Genomic DNA, 18172 nt, shown 5'->3' with positions numbered 1-18172 from the left:
CCCTCATGAGCCTCACCGCACCCGCGCCGGACGCGAACGCCGCGCCCGGACCGGCCGACGCGGCCACCGTCGAACTGCGCGGCCTGCGCCGGGCCTTCGGCACCACCACCGCCCTCGACGGACTCGACCTCACCGTGCGCCCCGGCGAACTCCTGGCCCTGCTCGGTCCGTCCGGCTGCGGCAAGACGACCGCGCTGCGCATGCTGGCGGGCTTCGAACACCCCGACTCCGGCGAGATCCTCGTCGACGGCAAGGACGTCACCACGGTCCCCGCACACCGCCGCGACGCCGGCATGGTCTTCCAGTCCTACAGCCTCTTCCCCCACCTGAACGCCCTCGACAACGTGGCGTTCGGGCTACGGATGCGCCGGGTCCGCACCGCCGAACGACGCGCCCGCGCCGCCGAACTGCTCGAACTCGTCGGCCTCGCCGACAAGGGCGACCGCTTCCCCCACCAGCTCTCCGGAGGGCAGCAGCAGCGCATCGCCCTGGCCCGCGCCCTCGCCCTGCGCCCGCGCGTCCTGCTCCTGGACGAACCGCTGTCCGCACTCGACGCCAAGGTGCGCCTGACGCTGCGCGAGGAGATCCGCCGCCTCCAGCAGGAACTGGGCATCACCACCCTCTTCGTCACCCACGACCAGGAAGAGGCCCTGTCCATGGCCGACCGCGTGGCCGTCATGCGCGCCGGCCGCCTGGAGCAGTGCGCGGCCCCGGCGGAGCTGTACGCCCGCCCCGCCACCGCCTTCGTCGCGGAGTTCGTGGGCACCATGAGCCGCGTCCCCGGCCGGCTGCTCGCCTCGGGTGCGACCGTCGAGGTCCTGGGCCGGCGCCTCCCCGTCGACGGCACCCCGCCGAGCACCGGGGACGGCGCCGACGTCGACGTCCTCGTACGCCCCGAGTCGCTCGGGGTCACCGTCGACCGGGCCGGGGAAGGCCGGGTCCTCGGTACGTCGTTCCTGGGCGCCACCGTCCGCGTGTCCGTCGCCCTGGCCGACGGCACCCTGGTCAAGGCCGACGTCCCCGCACACGACGCGGGCCGGCCGGCCGTCGGCGAGCCCGTCCGCCTGACGCTGCCGGACCGTCCGGTCCTGGTCGCCCCGCGCGCGACCTGACCCGCCGGAAGCGGCGCACCAGGACGCACCCGCGGCCGCCTGCCCGGCCGCCGCCCGCCCGCCCGGACGGCAGCACCCTCCGCCGTGCCGTCCGCCCACCGATCCGCCCCCCGTCCCGCCGCCCGCCGAGCCGCCCGGTCCGTCGGCCGGGCTGCCCGGGCCGCCGGCGCCCAGGTCGGTCCGGCCCGTTGACGGTCCTGCCTCGTGCCCATGGCGCCCGGTGGGTCCGGTCCGTCTGTCGGCCTGCTCGGGCTGTCGGCCGCCCGGGTTGGCGCGGTCCGTCGGCGGTCCTGCCCGGGCTACCGGGGCCCGGGTGGGGCCGGTTCGTCGGTCGGGCTGTCCGGGGGCCGGCCGCCTGTATCGGTCCGGTCCGTCGGCGGTCCTGCCCGGGCCACTCGTACCGTCGGCGGTCCTGCCCGGGCCACTCGTACCGTCGGCGGCCCACGTCCGTCCCGCCGACCACCCGGGGCCACCGTGTCGCCGGCCCCGTCCCCTCACCCCTCACCCCGCACCGGAAAGAGACCTCGTTCGTGACGTCCTCGCACTCTCCCGCCCCGACCCCGCTGCTGCAAGCCGTCCTCTTCGACATGGACGGCACCCTCGTCGACACCGAGCAGCTCTGGTGGGACACCGTGGCGGAGGCGGCCGAGCGGCTCGGGCACGTCCTCGTCGAGGCCGACCAGCCGGACGTGCTCGGCCGGCCCGTGGAGCACACCGCCGGTGTTCTCGCCGCCCGCAGCGGCGCCCCCGCGGCCGTGATCGCCGCCGAGCTGCACCGGGCCTTCGCCGACCGGGTCCGTACCCGGGTCGTGCCCCGGCCCGGCGCGCTGGCCCTGCTCGGCGCACTGCGCGACGAGGGCGTCCCGACCGCCCTGGTCACGGCATCCCCCCGGGAGGTCGCGGAGACCGTCGTGGCCGCCCTCGCGCTGGCCGGCCACGGCGGTTTCACCGTCACCGTCACGGCCGACGACACCGCGCTCACCAAGCCGCACCCCGACCCCTACCTGGAGGCATGCCGAGCCCTGCGGGTCCCGCCCGCCGCGTGCGTGGCCGTCGAGGACACCCCCACCGGAGTCGCCTCGGCCGAAGCCGCCGGCTGCCAGGTCCTCGCCGTGCCCTCCGTCGCCAGGATCGACCCCGCCCCGGGCCGCACCGTGCTGGACTCCCTGGAACAGGCCACCCCGGACCGGCTGCGGGCCCTGGTCGCCGCCGCGCCGGCACCCCGGTTCCTCGTCCCCGAGCTGACCACCCGCCGCGCCCGCGCCGGCCGGCCCTTCACCGCCCGCGTCGCGGGCCTCCTGCGCGGCGCCGCCCACCCCGTGACCTTCACCGCCGCCGCCCGCCCCGACTGGCTGACGGTCCACGCCGACGGCACCCTCAGCGGTACCCCCTCGGCCCCGCCGCCCCCGGACACCGCCGCGGCCGTGGCTGAGGTCACGGCGGTCGACGCGCACGGCGCCACCGCCCACCTCACCGTCCGCGTCCCCGTGGCGGCGGCGGACGCGCCGGCGCTCGACCGGATCCGCGTGATGAGCTGGAACCTGTGGCTCGGCGGCGGCCCCGTCGACGACCACCGGGACAAGCAGCTGGCCGTGCTCCTCGCCGCGGACGTCGACGTCGTCGGGCTCCAGGAGACGGCCGTGCACGCCGCGCCCGAACTCGCCGACGCGCTCGGCTGGTTCCACCACAGCGCCGGGGAGAACCTCGCGGTCCTCAGCCGCCATCCCGTCGTGGACACCCTCGGCGACCCCCGGGTCGGGTTCTACGGGGCCGCCGGCGCCCGGATCCGGCTCGACGAGCACCCCGACGGAGCCCCGCACGAGCTGGTGGTGTGGACCGCCCACCTCAGCCCCACGCCGTACGGCCCCTACGACGCATGCTTCGGCGGCCTCTCCGCACCCGAACTGGCCGATCGGGAACGGCAATCGGGGCGGGTCCGCGAGATCGGCGCGATCCTGGCCCGGATGGCGCCGGACCTGGCCGCGGCCGACCGTACGCCGGTCCTGCTCGTCGGAGACTTCAACGCCCCCTCGCACCTGGACTGGACGACCGCGGCCGCCCCGCTGCACGGCGGGCACGGCCCGGTGGACTGGCCGGTCTCGCGCGCCGTGGAAGAGGCCGGGCTGCGCGACTCCTACCGCGAGGCGCACCCCGATCCGGCCACCGCTCCCGGACCCACCTGGTCGCCCGTCCACCCGCGGCACGAGGACGGCAGCGGCCGCCCCGAACCGCAGGACCGCATCGACTTCGTGCTCCACGCCGGCGACCGCCTCACCGTCGTGGACTCCGCCACCCTGGCCACGGGCCGTATCGCCCCCTGGCCGGACGTCGCGGCCAACGACTGGCCGTCCGACCACGCGGCGGTGGTCACCACCTTCCGCCTCGCCTGACGGACGCGAAACGCCGCCGCGGCCCCCGGCGGGTCCGGGTCACCGCCAGCGCCCGGCGACGGCCGCCCGAGGGTCGGCATCGGGACCGTCACCGGCCCATGCCACGTGCCCGTCGGGGCGGATCAGTGCGGCCGCCACCCCCGTCCAGTCCGCGTGCGGTACGGAGAGGGGCCCGCGGTGCCGGGTGACGCCCTCGGTCGGCGGGGCCCCGCCGGCCAGGTCCAGCAGGACGTGGCGGCCGGTTCCGAGGAGCGTGAACAGCCGGGTGTCGCCGAGCCGGAGGTCCGGGGCGCGGGTGCCGGCCAGGCGGTGGCCGCCCTCGGCCGGGTAGGCGACCGACAGTGCAGACAGCCGCTCCGCGAGGGTGCGCGACAGCTCCGGCAGGTCGGCGATGAGCCCGCTCAGCAGGGCTCGCAGCGCCTGCCCTTCGGGGGAGTGGCCGGTCATCAACGCGGTCTGCGCGCGGGTCGAGGCCAGGAGGTCCGCGCCGACCGGATGGCGTTCGTCGTGGTAGGTGTCGAGCAGGGCGTCGGGGGCTTCGCCCCTGACGACGGCGGCCAGTTTCCAGCCGAGGTTGGCGGCGTCCTGGACACCGACGTTGAGGCCGACGCCGCCGGCCGGGAAGTGCATGTGCGCGGCGTCGCCCGCGAGCAGCACCCGGCCGCTGCGGTAGCGCTCGGCCTGCCGGGTGGCGTTGCCGAAGCGGGAGAGCCAGCGCGGGTCGCGCATGCCGTGGTCGCCGCCGGATATCGCCACCACCTTGGCCCGCAGCTCCTCCAGGGTGAGCGCACCGGGCCGGTCGGGGCGGGCGCCGTCGGGGTCCGAGCCGACGATCCGGTGCACGCCGTCCGGCAGCGGAACCACCATCAGGCCGCCGGCCGGACCGCAGACGCTGACCGGCCCCGGAGGCGGCGCGTCCAGGACGACATCGCCGAGCCAGCCCCAGGTCGTGGCGTCCGTACCGGGGAAGGCGATGCCGGCGGCGCCCCGTACGACACTGCGCGTGCCGTCGCAGCCGACCACGTATGCGGCCCGCAGCGGGGGCCGCCCGGCGATCTCGACCGTGACGCCCGCCGGGTCCTGGGTGAGGCCGGTGACGCGGTGGCCCCGCAGGATCCGGGCTCCGGCGGCGCGTGCGTGCTCCTCCAGCAGGGCCTCCGTACGGGCCTGGGGGAGGGCCAGCGTGAACGGGAACGGCGTGTCGAGCACGCCGAAGTCCATCCGGTCGTCCAGGCCGCCGAAGTGGCCGTCCGGGATGCGGCGGCCCTCGGCCAGGAACCGGTCCGCGATGCCGCGACACGCCAGCAGTTCCAGGGTGCGGGGATGCACGGTGAGCGCCTTGGAATGCGGATCCGGCTCCCGGCGGTCCTCCAGCACGGTCACTTCGGCCCCGCCCAGCCGCAGTTCTGCGGCCAACCACAGGCCGACGGGCCCGGCTCCGACGATGACGATCATCAACGATCCCCTCTCTTGGTCACTGACCAAGAAGTAGACTTGGTCAGTGACCAAAAAGCAAGACGGTGTGGTGCGGGCGGCGCTGGAACTCCTGGACGAGCGCGGGGCGGAGGGCGTCTCGGTCCGCGGGGTCGCCGACCGCCTCGGGGTGCGGATGAACACCGTGCTCTGGCACGCCAAGTCCAAGGCCCGCCTGCTGGAGCTGATGGCCGACGCGATCGTCTCCGAGGTCTCCCCGGAGGGGCTGCCCGAGGACTGGCGCGAGCGCGCCCACGAGCTGGCCCGGCGCTACCGGCGGGCGCTGCTGTCCCACCGTGACGGCGCGGTGATCGTCGCCGGTACGCACGTCGCGGAACCGGGCACGCTCCGGTTCGCCGACCGCATGGTCGAGGCGCTGCTGGCGGGCGGGTTCGGCGACCGGGAGGCTGCCTGGACCTGCTGGTCGATCGTCTACTTCGCACTGGGTCTGGCCCAGGAGGAGCAGACCGCGGACCGGGCCGACGGCGAGGCCCTGGCCGCGGCCCTGGCACCCGGCGGATACCCCGCCCTGAGCCGTGTGGGCGCCCACCTGGCCGACGCCTCCTTCGACGAGCGGTTCGAGCACGGCATCGCACTCATGACCCGTCGGTGACCGGCCGGACCCGGCGCGACGTCCGGCGCGGCGTCGGGCGCGACCGATGGCGTGAATTTCCGTCGCGGCGATGAGTCCGCGGGCTCCCGAGGGTCCATCCATTGACGGAAGAAGACCGACCGCCGACGCACCGGGAGCACGTCATGGGACTCGTCCACATCGAGCTGTTCGCGACCCTCGACCTCGTCGGGCAGGCGCCCGGCGGCCCCGACGAGGACCCGGTGGGGTTCCCGTTCGGCGGCTGGCAGGCGCCCCTGCTGGACGAGGTCGCCGGAGAGCAGGTCGGCGCCGCCTACGAGGGCACGGACGCCCTCCTGCTCGGCCGGCGGACCTACGACATCTTCGCCGCCTACTGGCCCCGCCAGGAGGGCGGCGAGGACGACACGATCGCCACGCTGTTCAACCGCGTCCCGAAGTACGTGGCCTCCCGCGGCCGGCCCGACCTCCCCTGGGCCGGGTCCACGCAGCTCGGCCCGGACCTCGCCGCCGCCGTACGCGAGATCCGCGACCGGCACGAGCACGTGAAGGTCGTCGGCAGTCTGGACCTCGTGCAGAGCCTGCTGCGCGAGAAGCTCTTCGACCGGCTCGACCTCTGGGTGCACCCGATCGTGCTCGGGGTCGGGAAGAAGGTGTTCGACGGGGGAGAGGTGCCCACCAGCCTGACGCTCCTCGAACCCCCGGCCGCCGGCCCGAAGGGCGTCGTGTACCTGCGCTACGGGCTCGCCGACGGGATCCCCGCGACGGGCGACATGAGCGCGCCCGGCCACGGCGTCGAAAACGGCCGCTGACGCGCTTTTTTGTCCGCGGGACAGAAGCCTTGCCCCAAGGAGCGCGGTGCGCGGTAGCCTCCGCGAAGGAGCCGCTCTGACGGAAGAACTCTTCCGAAAGCGCGTGTTCGCGGCGCGCTGCACGTGGAAATCGACGGAAGGACATACGTGAAGGACTCGAAGGACAGGCTGGAAGCACTGCGGGTCGGGATCGAGCGCCGCAACCCGGCACAGCCCGAGTTCCACCAGGCGGTACGGGAGGTCCTCGACACCCTGGCCCCCGTCTTCGCCGCCCGCCCCGAGTACGCCGACCCGGCCGCGGCGCTGGTGGAGCGGCTCACCGAGCCCGAGCGGCAGATCGTCTTCCGTGTCCCGTGGCAGGACGACCGGGGCCGGGTCCACGTCAACCGCGGCTACCGCGTCGAGTTCAACAGCGCGCTCGGCCCGTACAAGGGGGGCCTGCGCTTCCACCCCTCGGTGGACATCGGCGTGGTGAAGTTCCTCGGCTTCGAGCAGATCTTCAAGAACGCCCTGACCGGCCTCGGCATCGGCGGCGGCAAGGGCGGCAGCGACTTCGACCCGCGCGGCAGGTCTGACGCCGAGGTCATGCGGTTCTGCCAGTCCTTCATGACCGAGCTGCACCGGCACATCGGGGAGCACACCGACGTGCCCGCGGGGGACATCGGCGTCGGCGGCCGCGAGATCGGCTACCTCTTCGGCCAGTACCGGCGCATCACCAACCGCTGGGAGGCCGGCGTCCTGACCGGCAAGGGCCAGGGCTGGGGCGGCTCCGCCATCCGGCCGCAGGCCACCGGCTACGGCAGCGTGCTGTTCGCCGCCGAGATGCTGGGGGTCCGGGGCGGGTCGCTGGACGGGCTGACCGCGGTGGTCTCCGGCTCCGGCAACGTCGCGCTGTACACGGTCGAGAAGCTCCAGCAGCTCGGCGCGAACCCGCTGACCTGCTCGGACTCCCACGGCTACGTCGTCGACGACAAGGGCATCGACCTGGCGCTGCTGAAGCAGGTCAAGGAGGTCGAGCGCGGGCGCGTGAGCGAGTACGCGGCACGCCGCGGCTCGTCGGCGCGGTTCGTGCCCGGCGGGCGGGTCTGGGAGGTGCCGGCGGACATCGCCTTCCCCTCCGCCACGCAGAACGAACTGGACGCGCAGGACGCCCGTACGCTCGTCGCGGGCGGGGTCAAGGCGGTCTCCGAGGGCGCCAACATGCCGACCACGCCCGAGGCCGTGCGGATCCTTCAGGAAGCCGGGGTCGCCTTCGGGCCCGGCAAGGCCGCCAACGCGGGCGGCGTCGCGGTCAGCGCCCTGGAGATGAGCCAGAACGCCGGCCGGGCGGCCTGGAGCGCGCAGCGGGTGGAGGACGAGCTCGCCGCCATCATGCGCTCGATCCACGCCGTCGTCCACGAGACCGCCGAGCGGTACGGAGCCCCCGGCGACTACGTCACCGGCGCGAACATCGCCGGGTTCGAGCGCGTCGCGGACGCGATGCTGGCCCAGGGCGTCATCTGATCCGACGGCACGCCCGCGCCGGTGCCTGACGACAGCGGTCCGGGACACGCGTCCCGGACCGCTCCGGCGCGTCCGGGATACCGCCGTCGGCACCCACTCCGGCCTGCCCACCTGGCCGGCCTGCCCGGCTGCGCGGCCTGCCCGACCCGTCCGGGCTCCCCGGGGGCGCGGAGGTCCGCACCGGCCGGATCCCCCCGTACGAGGCGTACGGGCACGGGGTGTTACCGGTCCGCCCCGGCGGCTGCGCCGGATGGGCCGGCGCCCGCGCGAGGGCTCGCCTCCTGCGCCGCGGGCCCCGCGGAAGGGCACCGGGCCGTCCCGCCCGAAGAACGTGCCTATTACACGCGGAAGTTCGTGAGATCGGGTGTGCGAGGTGGAGGAGGTGTGGAGGGGGTTGTGAGAAACCTTGTCGAACAAGTCCTTACCCCCGGTTCGCCCTTGATTTGCTCCTGTCAATCGGAACAGGGTTCTGCAGAACGTTTGACGCCCCACACGTCAACACGAGGAGAACCCTCTTCATGGCAACTCACAAGCGATCCACAGCCCTTCGCAACACGGCGATAGCCGCGGGAGCCGCAACGGCGGTCGCCGCGGGCCTGTTTGCGAGCCCCCTCGCGGGGGCGGCCACACCGGCCGAAGGGACTGTGCACGGCCTCGGCGCCCCGGGCGCCGTGGACGGCAGCTTCGTCGTCATCCTCGACGCATCCGCGAACAAGGAGGACCTGGCGAAGAAGTACGGCGGAAAGCTGGAGCGCAGCTACGGCTCCAAGGTCAACGGCTTCTCCGCCTCCGGTCTGACGGAGAAGGAGGCCAAGCGGCTCGCCGCGGACCCGGCTGTCGGCACGGTCGTGCAGAACAAGCGCTTCACCATCAACGAGACCCAGGACAAGCCCCCGTCCTGGGGCCTGGACCGGATCGACCAGGCCGCCACGGCCGGCGACCAGAAGTACACCTACCCCGACGGCGGCGGCGAGGGCGTGACGGCCTACGTCATCGACACCGGCGTCCGCGTCACGCACAAGGACTTCGGCGGCCGCGCCACCAGCGGGTTCGACGCGATCGACAACGACGAGAGCGCCGACGACGGCAACGGCCACGGAACGCACGTGGCGGGCACCATCGCCGGTGCCGCGCACGGCGTCGCGAAGAAGGCCAGGATCGTCGCGGTGCGGGTGCTGGACGACAACGGCTCCGGCACCACCGAGCAGGTCGTCGCGGGCATCGACTGGGTGACGCAGAACCACTCCGGTCCGTCCGTCGCCAACATGAGCCTCGGCGGCGGCGCGGACGAGGCGCTGGACGCGGCGGTCAAGCGGGCCGTCGACGCGGGCGTGAGCTTCGCGGTGGCGGCCGGCAACGAGTCCTCCGACGCCGGCCAGGGCTCGCCCTCCCGGGTCCCCGAGGCCCTCACCGTCGCCTCCAGCACCGAGGACGACCGGCAGTCGGACTTCTCGAACTTCGGCTCGGTGGTGGACCTGTACGCACCGGGCTCGGAGATCACGTCGGCCTGGAACGACAGCGACACCGGGGTCAAGACGATCTCCGGCACCTCCATGGCCTCCCCGCACGTGGCGGGCGCCGCCGCGCTGTACCTGGCGGCCCACCCGTCCGCGACGCCGGCCGACACGGCCGCCGCGCTGACCGGGGCCGCGACGAAGGGAGCCATCAAGAACCCGTCCTCCGGCACGGCGAACAAGCTGCTGAAGATCACGCAGTAACGTTTCGGCACAGTTGTCGGGAGCGGCCCACCGCACCGCGGAGGGCCGCTCCTCGGCGTGCCGCCCGCCCACGGCCGGGCGCCCCGACGAGGTGCCCGGTAGCGTGGGCCCCATGCCCAGCGGCGAACCCGACGACGCCGAGCGGCGCGAGGCACCGCGCCCCCGGGCCCCGAGCGGCCCGCCGCGGCGCCGGCTGCGCGGGCCCATCGGCACCGGGCCGGCCGTCGCACTCACCCTCGCCGTCCTGGTGGCGGCGAATCTGGCCGTGCACTACGGCGGCGGCCCCCTGGGCCTCGTCACGGCGGTCGCGGCCGTCGCCCTGCTGCTCGGCGTGCTCCACTGGGCCGGCGGTACGCGGGCGGACGCGGGCCTGGCCCCCGGCACGCTCGCCCGCGGTGCCCGGTGGGCGCTGGCCCTGATCGGCCTGGTCGGCCTCGTCTACCTGGCCGGAGCCCTGATCCCGGACACCCGGCCCCTCTTTCAGGACCGGCGCCACGAGGGCATGGGAGCCGGCGAACTGGCGGTGCGCGTCCTCGTGCTGGTCCCCGTCGGAACCGTCCTGCTGGAGGAGGTCGCCTTCCGCGGGGTGCTCTACGGCCTGCTGTGCCGAGCCCACGGGGCGTTGCGGGCGACGGTCGGGTCGAGCCTGCTGTTCGGCCTGTGGCACGTACTTCCCTCACTGCACCTGGCGACCGCGAAGCCCGCTCTGACCGAGGTGTTCGGCGACACCGCCGCCGGCGCCGCCCTCGCGGTCGCGGCGGCCGTGCTGTTCACGGCCGCCGCGGGGGTCCTGTTCTGCGAACTGCGGCGCCGCAGCGGGAGCCTGCTGGCACCGATGGGCCTGCACTGGGCGGTCAACGCGCTCGGCTACGTGGCCGGGTTCCTGCTGGCGTGACCGGCCGCCCCGCGGGCTCAGTCCTGCGGCGGCCGGACGATGTCCCGCAGCCGCTCCAGGTCCTGCGCGGTGAACCCCTCCGGCCGCATCACGGCGTTCCACCCGTCGACGTAGGCGGCCTTGTACGTGTGACCGTGCCCGTCCGGCACCCCCGTCGAGAACGGCAGGTCCGCGGTCACCTGCCAGAAGGTCACGAAGGGCATCCAGACCATCTCCTCCAGGACGTCACCGCCGGGCGCCTCGCCGATCCAGTCGGGTTCGGACAGCGCCAGGGACGGACTCCACCAGACGATCGGGTCGGAGGGGTGCATCAGGTACAGCACCCGGGTGCCCTCCCACGCGCGGTCGGCCGGAGCGATCCCGGCGGCCGGGTCGTCGGTGAAGCGGACCGTACGCCCCTCCTTGTAGACGGGCTCGATCTCGGGACTGCCCGCTTCGCGGTGGTCGCTGAACTCCCGGAAGAGGGTGTTGAAGTTGGGCGGGCCGGCGAACAGGGTGCCGGCGGTGCGGTTGCGCAGGTCGTACTCGCCGCTGAAGGCCGTCTCACCGCCGAAGGAGCCCAGGCTCTCGCCCGCCACGAACAGCCGGGGCCGCTCGCCCTGGGGCAGCTTGGACCAGACGTCGTACACCGCGTCGAAGAGTTCGCGGCCGGCCTCGCGCGCCTTGGACTGGTCGACGAGGTACGAGAGCCAGGACGGCAGGTAGGAGTACTGCATGGCCACGGTGGCCGTGTCGCCGTTGCCGAGGTACTCGAACGAGTCCACGGCCGCGGGATCGACCCAGCCGCTTCCCGTGGTGGTCGTCACCAGCAGGTTCTCCCGCTCGAAGCCGCCCGCCCGCCGCAGGTCCGCGACCGCCCGCTCGGCCCGGGCCTCCGCGTCCTCGGCGGTCGACAGCCCGGCGTAGGCCCGGACCGGCTCCTGCGCCGCGCGGTGCGTGAAGCCGCCGATCTCCCCGGCCGTCGGGCCGCTGCCGGTGAAGGCCCGTCCCTGCCGGCCCAGCGTGTCCCACGGCACGAGGGAGCCGGGACCGCCCGAGCGCAGCGCCGACGCCGGCTGCTGCACCCCCTCCGGCGTCTCGGTGTCGCGCACCGAGAACGCCTCGTTGGCCGCGTTCACGAAACCGCCCAGCAGGACCCCGCTGACCACGGACCACGCCACACCCGCCACCAGCAGCCAGCCGACGACCCGCGCCGCCCGCGGGCCGATCCAGCGCCGGAGCAGCCGGGCGGCCCCGTGGTAGAGGTGCCGCAGGCCGCGCCCGGTCATCAGCAGCAGGTAGAAGACGAGGAGGGCGACGAACGGCGAGGCGACGGTGGCGAGTGCGCTGTAGTCGGTGACCCCCATGAGCCCGCGGATCCGGTGCTGCCAGTACTGCCCGAGCCCGAAGGCCAGGCCGAACAGCACGACCGCGCACACCAGCAGGACGAGCCACGACCGGCGCGAGGGGCGCCGCGCGTCCCGGTCGGCGAAGGCGCGCCACACGAAGGCGGCGATGAGACCGAGCCCGTAGCCGATGGCCGCGCTGATGCCGCAGATCAGGCCCTGGAGCACGCCGCCGCGGGGGAGCAGCGACGGGGTGAAGGACAGGCAGGCGAGGGCGAGCGCCCCCCAGCAGCCGGGCAGCGTGACGCGCACCCGCGGCCGCTTCCCGGATCCCCGGGCCCCTCCGGCCTGTTCGGCCGCTTCGGCCTGCGCGGCCCGTCCGGTCGCGCGCCTGCTGCCGTCCCCCGTCCCGTCCCCGGAGCCGTTCGGCGGCGGCCCGTCCTGCGGGGACGAGGACGCGGACACCGGCGGATCACTGGTCATCGCTGTCCTCCGGAGCCATGGTCCCGCGGCGCGGCCGTACCTGCCATCCGAGCCGCGGGCCCCCTCGTACCCGGCCGTGGGGCGCCGCCCCCGCTCAGGGGTCGGCGTCCGTCCACTCGGCCCCGGTGAGCCGGCGGAACGCGGCGACGGCGGCCCCCACCGTGGGGAAGAAGTGATCGGGATCGATGGTGCGGGTGAGTTCGAACCGCTCGATCTTCCGCCGCACCGGATCCTTCATCTCGGCGAACACCAGGTGCACGCCGGCCGCGTTGAGGGCCTCGTCCAGGTCCTCCAGGACGTCGGCGGCGGTGGTGTCCACGTCGGTCATGGGCTCCGCCGCGATCACGATCCAGGCGGGCCGCGGGTCCGTGGCAGCCAGGCGCCGGATCTCGTCGCGGAAGGCCCTGGCGTTGGCGAAGAAGAGCGGCGCGTCGAACCGGTAGATCACCAGGCCCGGCAGCTGCCGCGCCTGCGGGTAGGAGCGGACGTCGTGGTAGCCCTCCAGGTCCGGCACCCGCCCGAGGACGGTGCGGTACGGCCACCACGCACGCCGGAAGACGTTGAGGACGGACAGCGCCACGGCGATGGCGATCCCGGGCAGCACCCCGAGCAGGGCCACACCGGCGAACGCCGCGCAGCACAGCAGGAACTCCGTGCGGCTCTGCCGCCACAGCCGCACGGACCCGGGGAGGTCGGCGAGGGACAGCGACGCCGTGATGACCACGGCGGCGAGGGCCGGCTGGGGGAGGTCGCGGAACAGGCCCGGAACCAGCACCAGCATGAGGACGATGAGCACCGCCCCGACCACCCCGGTGAGCTGGGTCCTGGCCCCCGCCCGCTCCGCCACCGCCGTGCGCGATCCGCTCGTGCTGACGGGGAAGCCCTGGAAGAGGCCGGCCGCCAGGTTGGCCACGCCGACGCCCGCCATCTCCTGGTTGCCGCGGACCTCCTGACCCGTACGGGCCGCGAACGCCGACGCGTTGGAGATCGTGTCGGTGAGCGACACCAGGGCGATGCCCAGCGCCCCGGCCAGCAGCAGCGGCAGATCGGCGGGCCTCACGTCAGGGACCGTGAACGGCGGGAAGCCCTCGGGCAGTTCCCCGACCAGGGCGACTCCGCGCCCGCCCAGGTCGAAGACGACCGCCGCGGCGATCGCCAGCACCACCATCACGAGCACCGCCGGGACCTTCGGCAGGAAGCGCTGAAGCACCAGGACCACGACGATCCCGCCGATGCCGACCGCGGCGGCGGCCGGCACGGCCGCCCCGCCGGCGAGGCTCCGCACGAAGCCGGCGAACTCGCCGATCAGGCTGTCGGCCTCGACCGAGAAGCCGAGCAGTTTCGGCAGCTGTCCGATCAGGATGGTCAGCGCCAGACCGTTCATGTAGCCGATCATCGTCGGCTTGGAGATCAGGTCGGCGATGAAGCCGAGCTTCGCCACCGAGGCCAGGATCATGATCGCCGCGACCAGCAGCGCGAGCACCGACGCCAGCGCCACGGCCCGGTCGGGATCCCCGCCGGCGGCGACCAGCGGCAGGACCGTCGCCGCGATCATCGGGCCCAGCGCGGAGTCCGGGCCCAGCACCAGGATCCGGGACGGCCCGCACACCGCGTAGCCGAGCAGGCAGAGGACCGTCGTGTACAGGCCGGTGATCGCCGGCAGGCCCGCCAGCTCGGCGTACGCCATGCCCTGCGGCACCAGCAGCGTGGTCAGGACGATCCCCGCCACCAGGTCCTTGACCAGCCACGTGCGCCGGTAGGTCGCGACCGCGCGGATACCGGGCACGGCCCGCACCCGGGAGACGAGCGTGCGGTTCGGGTGCCGGGCCGGCGCGGGCCGCCCGCCCATCAGGCGCCTCGCGACCGGCGGGCCGCGAGCTTGCCCAGCTCCCACAGGAGCAGGAGGGCGACGGCGGCGAGCAGTGCCCAGCCGAACTGCCGGGCGTCGATCTCCGTCGTCCCCAGGAGGCGCCGGAAGCCGTCCATCTGGGTCACCAGCACCGCCAGCACGAACTGGGCCAGCGCCACCCAGTTCATCTGCCTGCTGTCGAAGGTGGACACGGTCAGCACCGACTCCGTCTAGCTGCGGCACTCGAACGCGGCCACGATCAGACAGAGCGCGAACGCGGTGAACGCGATGGACTGACCGGTCCCGACGCTGTCGAAGTGGGCCGCGCCGAGCGTGATCAGCCCCAGCAGGACGACGGTGATCGCCAGCCCGCCGAGTCCGACCGTGACCAGCACGGGCCGGGTGAGCACCGACTCCCCGCGCGGGCGCGGCGTGCGCCGCATCAGGCCGGGGCTCTCCCGGTCGAAGCCCAGCGCGAAGCCGAAGGAGGCGTTGACCACGAAGTGGATCCACAGCACCTGCGGCGGGGTGAAGGGCTCGCCGGCGGCGATGTTGAACACCGTGGCCCCGAGGAAGGTCAGGACGAAGGTGACCAGCAGGAGCAGGACGAACCGGATGTACTTGGTGAGGTTGTCGTAGATCCTGCGGCCCTGCTCCACGGCGTAGACGATGGTGGCGAAGTTGTCGTCGGAGAGGATCATGCGTCCGGCGTTCTTCGCGACGTCCGTGCCGCTGCCCATGGCGATGCCGATGTCCGCGGCCTTGATGGCGGGCGCGTCATTGACGCCGTCCCCGGTCATGGCCACGACGTCGCCCCTCTTCTTGAGCGTGTCGGCGAGCAGCACCTTGTGCTCCGGCGCGACCCGTCCCACCACACCGATGCCGTCGATCCGGGCGATCTGCTCCTCCTCGCTCAGGGCGGCGAAGTCGGCGCCGAGGATCGCCTCGCCGGGGATGCCGAGCTGCCGGGCGATCGCGGCACCGGTCGTGACGTCGTCACCGGTGACCATGCGGACCCGGATGTGCCCCGCCCGGGCGGCGGCCACGGCCGCCCTGGCCTCCTCGCGGGGCGGGTCGACCATGCCGACGAGACTGGTCATCCTCAGCTCCGTGACGTACGCGAGCAGGTCGCCCTCCGGATCGAAGGCGGCCGGGTCCAGGTCCCGGGTGGCCGCGGCCATCACCCGGCGCCCCTCGCCGCCCATCCGCGCGGTCTGCTCCTCGGCCCGCGCCGCCAGCGCGGCGTCCCACCCGACGGTCTCGCCCGCCGCGAGCGCGGTGGCGGCCCGCGCCACCACCGCCGGGACGGCAACCTTGACGAAGCACCGCACGACCCGGCGCCCCGAGGCGTCCCGGGCCTCGTTGAAGGTGGCCATCAGCTTGTACCCGGGGTCGAACGGCAGCGTGGCCAGCCGCGGCAGGCGCTCCCTGGTGGCGTCGACGTCCAACCCGGCCTTGTGCGCGAGCACCAGCAGCGCACCCTCGGTGGGATCGCCCACCACCTCGCCGTCCACCAGCTTCGCGTCGCTGGCCAGCACGTACGGCAGGATCGCGTCCTCGATGCCGGCGGAGGAGCCCGCCGCGTGGTGGATCCTGCCCTCCAGCCCGTACCCCGTGCCCGAGACCGTGTAGCGGTCGGTGGGGCTCAGCACCTCGACGGCGGTCATCTGGTTCATCGTCAGGGTGCCGGTCTTGTCCGAGTTGATCGCCGAGGTGAACGCCAGGGTCTCCACCGAAGGCAGCTCCTTGACGATGGCGTTCCGCTTCGCCAGGTTGAGGCTGCCGACGGAGAGGATCGCCTGCGTCACGGTCGGCAGGGCCTCGGGGACGGCGGCGATGGCCAGGGAGACCGCGCTGACGAACAGGACGTCCCACGCCAGGTCCCGCTGCCGCCCCAGGGCGAACATCACGATCATGGTCAGGCCCGCGGCGGCGGTGATCCACAGCGTCAGCGTGTCGAGCTCCTTGGTGAGCGGCGGCACCTCCTTCTCGGTGGCCGTCAGCATCCCGGAGATCTTGCCGAGCTCCGTGTCCGAACCGGTCGCGGTGACGACGAGCACGCCGCTGCCGTGGGTGACGGGCGTGTTCATGAACGCCATGTTCGTCCGGTCGCCGGGTGCCGGCAGCGAGCCCGCCAGCGTGCCGGAGTCCTTCGCGGCGGGAACGCTCTCGCCGGTGAGCGCCGACTCGTCGATCTGCAGGGCACTGGCCTCGACGATGCGCCCGTCCGCCCCCACCTGGTCCCCGGCGGCGATGAGCACGACGTCCCCGACGACGAGTTGCTCCGCGGGGATCTCGGCCTCCGTCCCGTCCCGGCGGACCCGCGCCGTGGCCTTCATCATCGACCGCAGCGCGTTCATGGCGCTCTCGGCCCTGCCCTCCTGGCGCAGCCCCACCACCGCGTTCAACAGGGTCAGCACGATCAGCAGGATCGCGGTGGTCCACTCCCTGATGAGCAGTGAGACGAACGCCGCGGCCAGCAGCACGATCTGCATGTAGCTGCGGTACTGCGCGAGGAACCGGCGCCAGCCCGGGGTCCGTTCCTGCGCGGGCAGCGCGTTCGGTCCGTGCGCGGCCAGCAGCTCCGCGGCCCGCGCCGCGGACAGGCCGACGGCCGGGTCCACGCCGAACGCGGCCGCGACCTCCTGCGGCGTGCGCGTGTACCAGGCGTCCCCCGGAGCCGGGGGACGCCCTCCCGCGGATTCCGCCCGTACCGTCATCGTCCTGCCTCCGATCCGTGGCCGCCGATGCGCCCGGACGCCGTGGTCTCAGCCGCGCTTCCTCTTCCCGGACCGCCGCGAGTCGGCGTACGGATCGGCCGCCGCCCCCGCGGGCGCCTCGGCTTCCAGCTCCCGCCGGGTGACGAGCAGCTCCCTGCGCGCCTCGTCCCCCACGTCGGGGTACTGGGGATCGATGTCCATCAGGGTGTGCGCGAGGACCGCCGCCGAGCAGATCCGCGCGAACCACTTCCGGTCGGCCGGCACCACGTACCACGGCGCCCACTTCGTGCTCGTCGCCGACAGCATCGCGGAGAACGCGTCCTGGTAGTCCTCCCACCGGGCCCGCTCCCGGACGTCGGCCGCGGAGAACTTCCAGTTCTTCTCCGGCCGGTCGATCCGCTGGAGGAAACGGGCGCGCTGCTCCTCCTTCGACAGGTTGAGGAAGATCTTCACCACCTTGAACCCGTTGTCCGTGAGGTAGTGCTCCCAGCGGTTGATCTCCCGGTAGCGCCGGTCCCACACGTCAGGCCCGCACGCGTCGTGCGGCAGCTTCTGCCGGACGAGGTGGTCGGGGTGGACCCGTACCACGAGCACCTCCTCGTAGTGCGAGCGGTTGAAGATGGCGATCTCGCCGCGCGCCGGCAGCCGGCGGGCGTAGCGCCACAGGTAGTCGTGGTCGAGCTCCTCGGCGGAGGGCACCTTGAAGCTGCTGACGCGCACGCCCTGGGGGTTGACGCCGCTCATCACGTGGCGGATCGTCCCGTCCTTGCCCCCGGCGTCGATGGCCTGGAGGCAGAGCAGCACGCCGTAGGTGTCCTGGGCGGCCAGCCGCTCCTGGTACTCGGCGAGCAACGACACCCCGCTGCGCAGCAGCTCGGCGCCGTCCCGCTTCTTCAGGCCGGCCTTGTAGCGGGGATCGAAGTCCCGGTCGAGGCGTACGTCGGATCCCGGCTCCACCCGCAACGGCTCGATGAAGTCCGCGATGCGCCCGGCTCTCTCGTCCGCCATCGTCCACCAGTCCTTCGCCGGCCCCGTGGCGCTGCTGCGGCACGCGGTGTCGGACACCCGGCCGGGACCGTCAGCGCGCCGGGCGCCTCCAGCTCATTGTCTGCTCGCCCGGCCAAGATCGCCCGTCCCAACCGGGCCGGGCACGCCCGCCCAGCGCCGGGCGGCCCGCCGTCCCGCCCGCCGCCCGCCCCGGACCCCCTGAGCCGCCGGCCGGCTCCGCGTGCGCGCGTACGGTCCAACCGGTAGCGTCGAGGACGAGCGTTCCGCCCAAACCGCTGCGGCCTGGCCCGGCAGG

General features: G+C 74.0%; 11 protein-coding genes and 1 pseudogene. 7 read left to right on the top strand and 5 right to left on the bottom strand.

Annotated features, from left to right (window positions below; genetic code table 11):
• The first annotated feature begins 5 nt into the window (after nt 1–5).
• Nucleotides 6–1112 (top strand): ABC transporter ATP-binding protein, encoded by a 1107-nt coding sequence (locus AVW11_RS03040; RefSeq protein WP_076043126.1) that lies wholly within the window; start codon nt 6–8, stop codon nt 1110–1112.
• A 530-nt stretch (nt 1113–1642) separates the two neighbouring features.
• A complete protein-coding gene (locus AVW11_RS35600) occupies nt 1643–3502 on the top strand; it encodes an HAD-IA family hydrolase (protein ID WP_276209044.1) in 1860 nt (619 codons plus the stop codon).
• 39 nt (nt 3503–3541) lie between these two features.
• Here the strand turns inward: AVW11_RS35600 and AVW11_RS03025 are convergent, their stop codons facing one another.
• The gene (locus AVW11_RS03025) at nt 3542–4957 is read right to left on the bottom strand and encodes an FAD-dependent monooxygenase (protein ID WP_076043125.1); all 1416 of its coding nucleotides are present in this window, start codon (nt 4955–4957) and stop codon (nt 3542–3544) included.
• 46 nt (nt 4958–5003) lie between these two features.
• Here AVW11_RS03025 and AVW11_RS03020 point away from each other — a divergent pair, with 46 nt between their 5' ends.
• The 5 genes from AVW11_RS03020 to AVW11_RS03000 all read left to right on the top strand — a co-directional run bounded on the left by AVW11_RS03020 (nt 5004) and on the right by AVW11_RS03000 (nt 10492).
• The gene (locus tag AVW11_RS03020; protein ID WP_076043124.1) at nt 5004–5588 is read left to right on the top strand and encodes a TetR/AcrR family transcriptional regulator C-terminal domain-containing protein; all 585 of its coding nucleotides are present in this window, start codon (nt 5004–5006) and stop codon (nt 5586–5588) included.
• 143 nt (nt 5589–5731) lie between these two features.
• On the top strand, nt 5732–6376 hold the full coding sequence (locus AVW11_RS03015; RefSeq protein WP_076043123.1) for a dihydrofolate reductase family protein: 645 nt from the start codon (nt 5732–5734) through the stop codon (nt 6374–6376).
• Nucleotides 6377–6523: 147 nt separating this feature from the next.
• A complete protein-coding gene (gdhA, locus tag AVW11_RS03010; protein ID WP_060179068.1) occupies nt 6524–7879 on the top strand; it encodes an NADP-specific glutamate dehydrogenase in 1356 nt (451 codons plus the stop codon).
• 518 nt (nt 7880–8397) lie between these two features.
• Nucleotides 8398–9597, top strand: coding sequence for a S8 family peptidase (locus AVW11_RS03005; RefSeq protein ID WP_076043122.1), 1200 nt, complete (start codon nt 8398–8400; stop codon nt 9595–9597).
• Nucleotides 9598–9709: 112 nt separating this feature from the next.
• Nucleotides 9710–10492 carry a CPBP family intramembrane glutamic endopeptidase gene (locus tag AVW11_RS03000; RefSeq protein ID WP_078093688.1) on the top strand — a complete coding sequence of 261 codons (783 nt, stop codon included), beginning with the start codon at nt 9710–9712 and terminating at the stop codon, nt 10490–10492.
• 17 nt (nt 10493–10509) lie between these two features.
• Here AVW11_RS03000 and AVW11_RS02995 read toward each other — a convergent pair whose 3' ends face one another.
• From AVW11_RS02995 to AVW11_RS02980, 4 genes and pseudogenes are all read right to left on the bottom strand, one after another.
• Nucleotides 10510–12300 carry an alpha/beta hydrolase gene (locus AVW11_RS02995; protein ID WP_206281868.1) on the bottom strand — a complete coding sequence of 597 codons (1791 nt, stop codon included), beginning with the start codon at nt 12298–12300 and terminating at the stop codon, nt 10510–10512.
• Between the two features lie 94 nt (nt 12301–12394).
• Nucleotides 12395–14149 (bottom strand): SulP family inorganic anion transporter, encoded by a 1755-nt coding sequence (locus AVW11_RS02990; protein WP_076043121.1) that lies wholly within the window; start codon nt 14147–14149, stop codon nt 12395–12397.
• A pseudogene (locus AVW11_RS02985) lies at nt 14149–16869 on the bottom strand (cation-translocating P-type ATPase). Before AVW11_RS02985 ends, AVW11_RS02990 begins: the two are co-directional and overlap by 1 nt.
• Before the next feature lie 48 nt (nt 16870–16917).
• Nucleotides 16918–17877, bottom strand: coding sequence for a polyphosphate kinase 2 family protein (locus AVW11_RS02980; protein ID WP_076043155.1), 960 nt, complete (start codon nt 17875–17877; stop codon nt 16918–16920).
• Nucleotides 17878–18172: the final 295 nt, after the last annotated feature.

The organism is Streptomyces amritsarensis, from assembly GCF_001953875.1.
GTDB lineage: Bacteria > Actinomycetota > Actinomycetes > Streptomycetales > Streptomycetaceae > Streptomyces > Streptomyces amritsarensis.
This window is presented reverse-complemented; position numbering and strand designations above follow the sequence as displayed.

What these genes read in the sequence shown, in the direction of transcription:
- AVW11_RS03040 (WP_076043126.1), top strand. Translation starts at nt 6, where the DNA reads ATGAGCCTCACCGCACCCGCGCCGGACGCGAACGCCGCGCCCGGACCG.
- AVW11_RS03025 (WP_076043125.1), bottom strand. Translation starts at nt 4,957, where the DNA reads ATGATCGTCATCGTCGGAGCCGGGCCCGTCGGCCTGTGGTTGGCCGCA.
- AVW11_RS03015 (WP_076043123.1), top strand. Translation starts at nt 5,732, where the DNA reads ATGGGACTCGTCCACATCGAGCTGTTCGCGACCCTCGACCTCGTCGGG.
- AVW11_RS03005 (WP_076043122.1), top strand. Translation starts at nt 8,398, where the DNA reads ATGGCAACTCACAAGCGATCCACAGCCCTTCGCAACACGGCGATAGCC.
- AVW11_RS03000 (WP_078093688.1), top strand. Translation starts at nt 9,710, where the DNA reads ATGCCCAGCGGCGAACCCGACGACGCCGAGCGGCGCGAGGCACCGCGC.
- AVW11_RS02995 (WP_206281868.1), bottom strand. Translation starts at nt 12,300, where the DNA reads ATGACCAGTGATCCGCCGGTGTCCGCGTCCTCGTCCCCGCAGGACGGG.
- AVW11_RS02990 (WP_076043121.1), bottom strand. Translation starts at nt 14,149, where the DNA reads ATGGGCGGGCGGCCCGCGCCGGCCCGGCACCCGAACCGCACGCTCGTC.
- AVW11_RS02980 (WP_076043155.1), bottom strand. Translation starts at nt 17,877, where the DNA reads ATGGCGGACGAGAGAGCCGGGCGCATCGCGGACTTCATCGAGCCGTTG.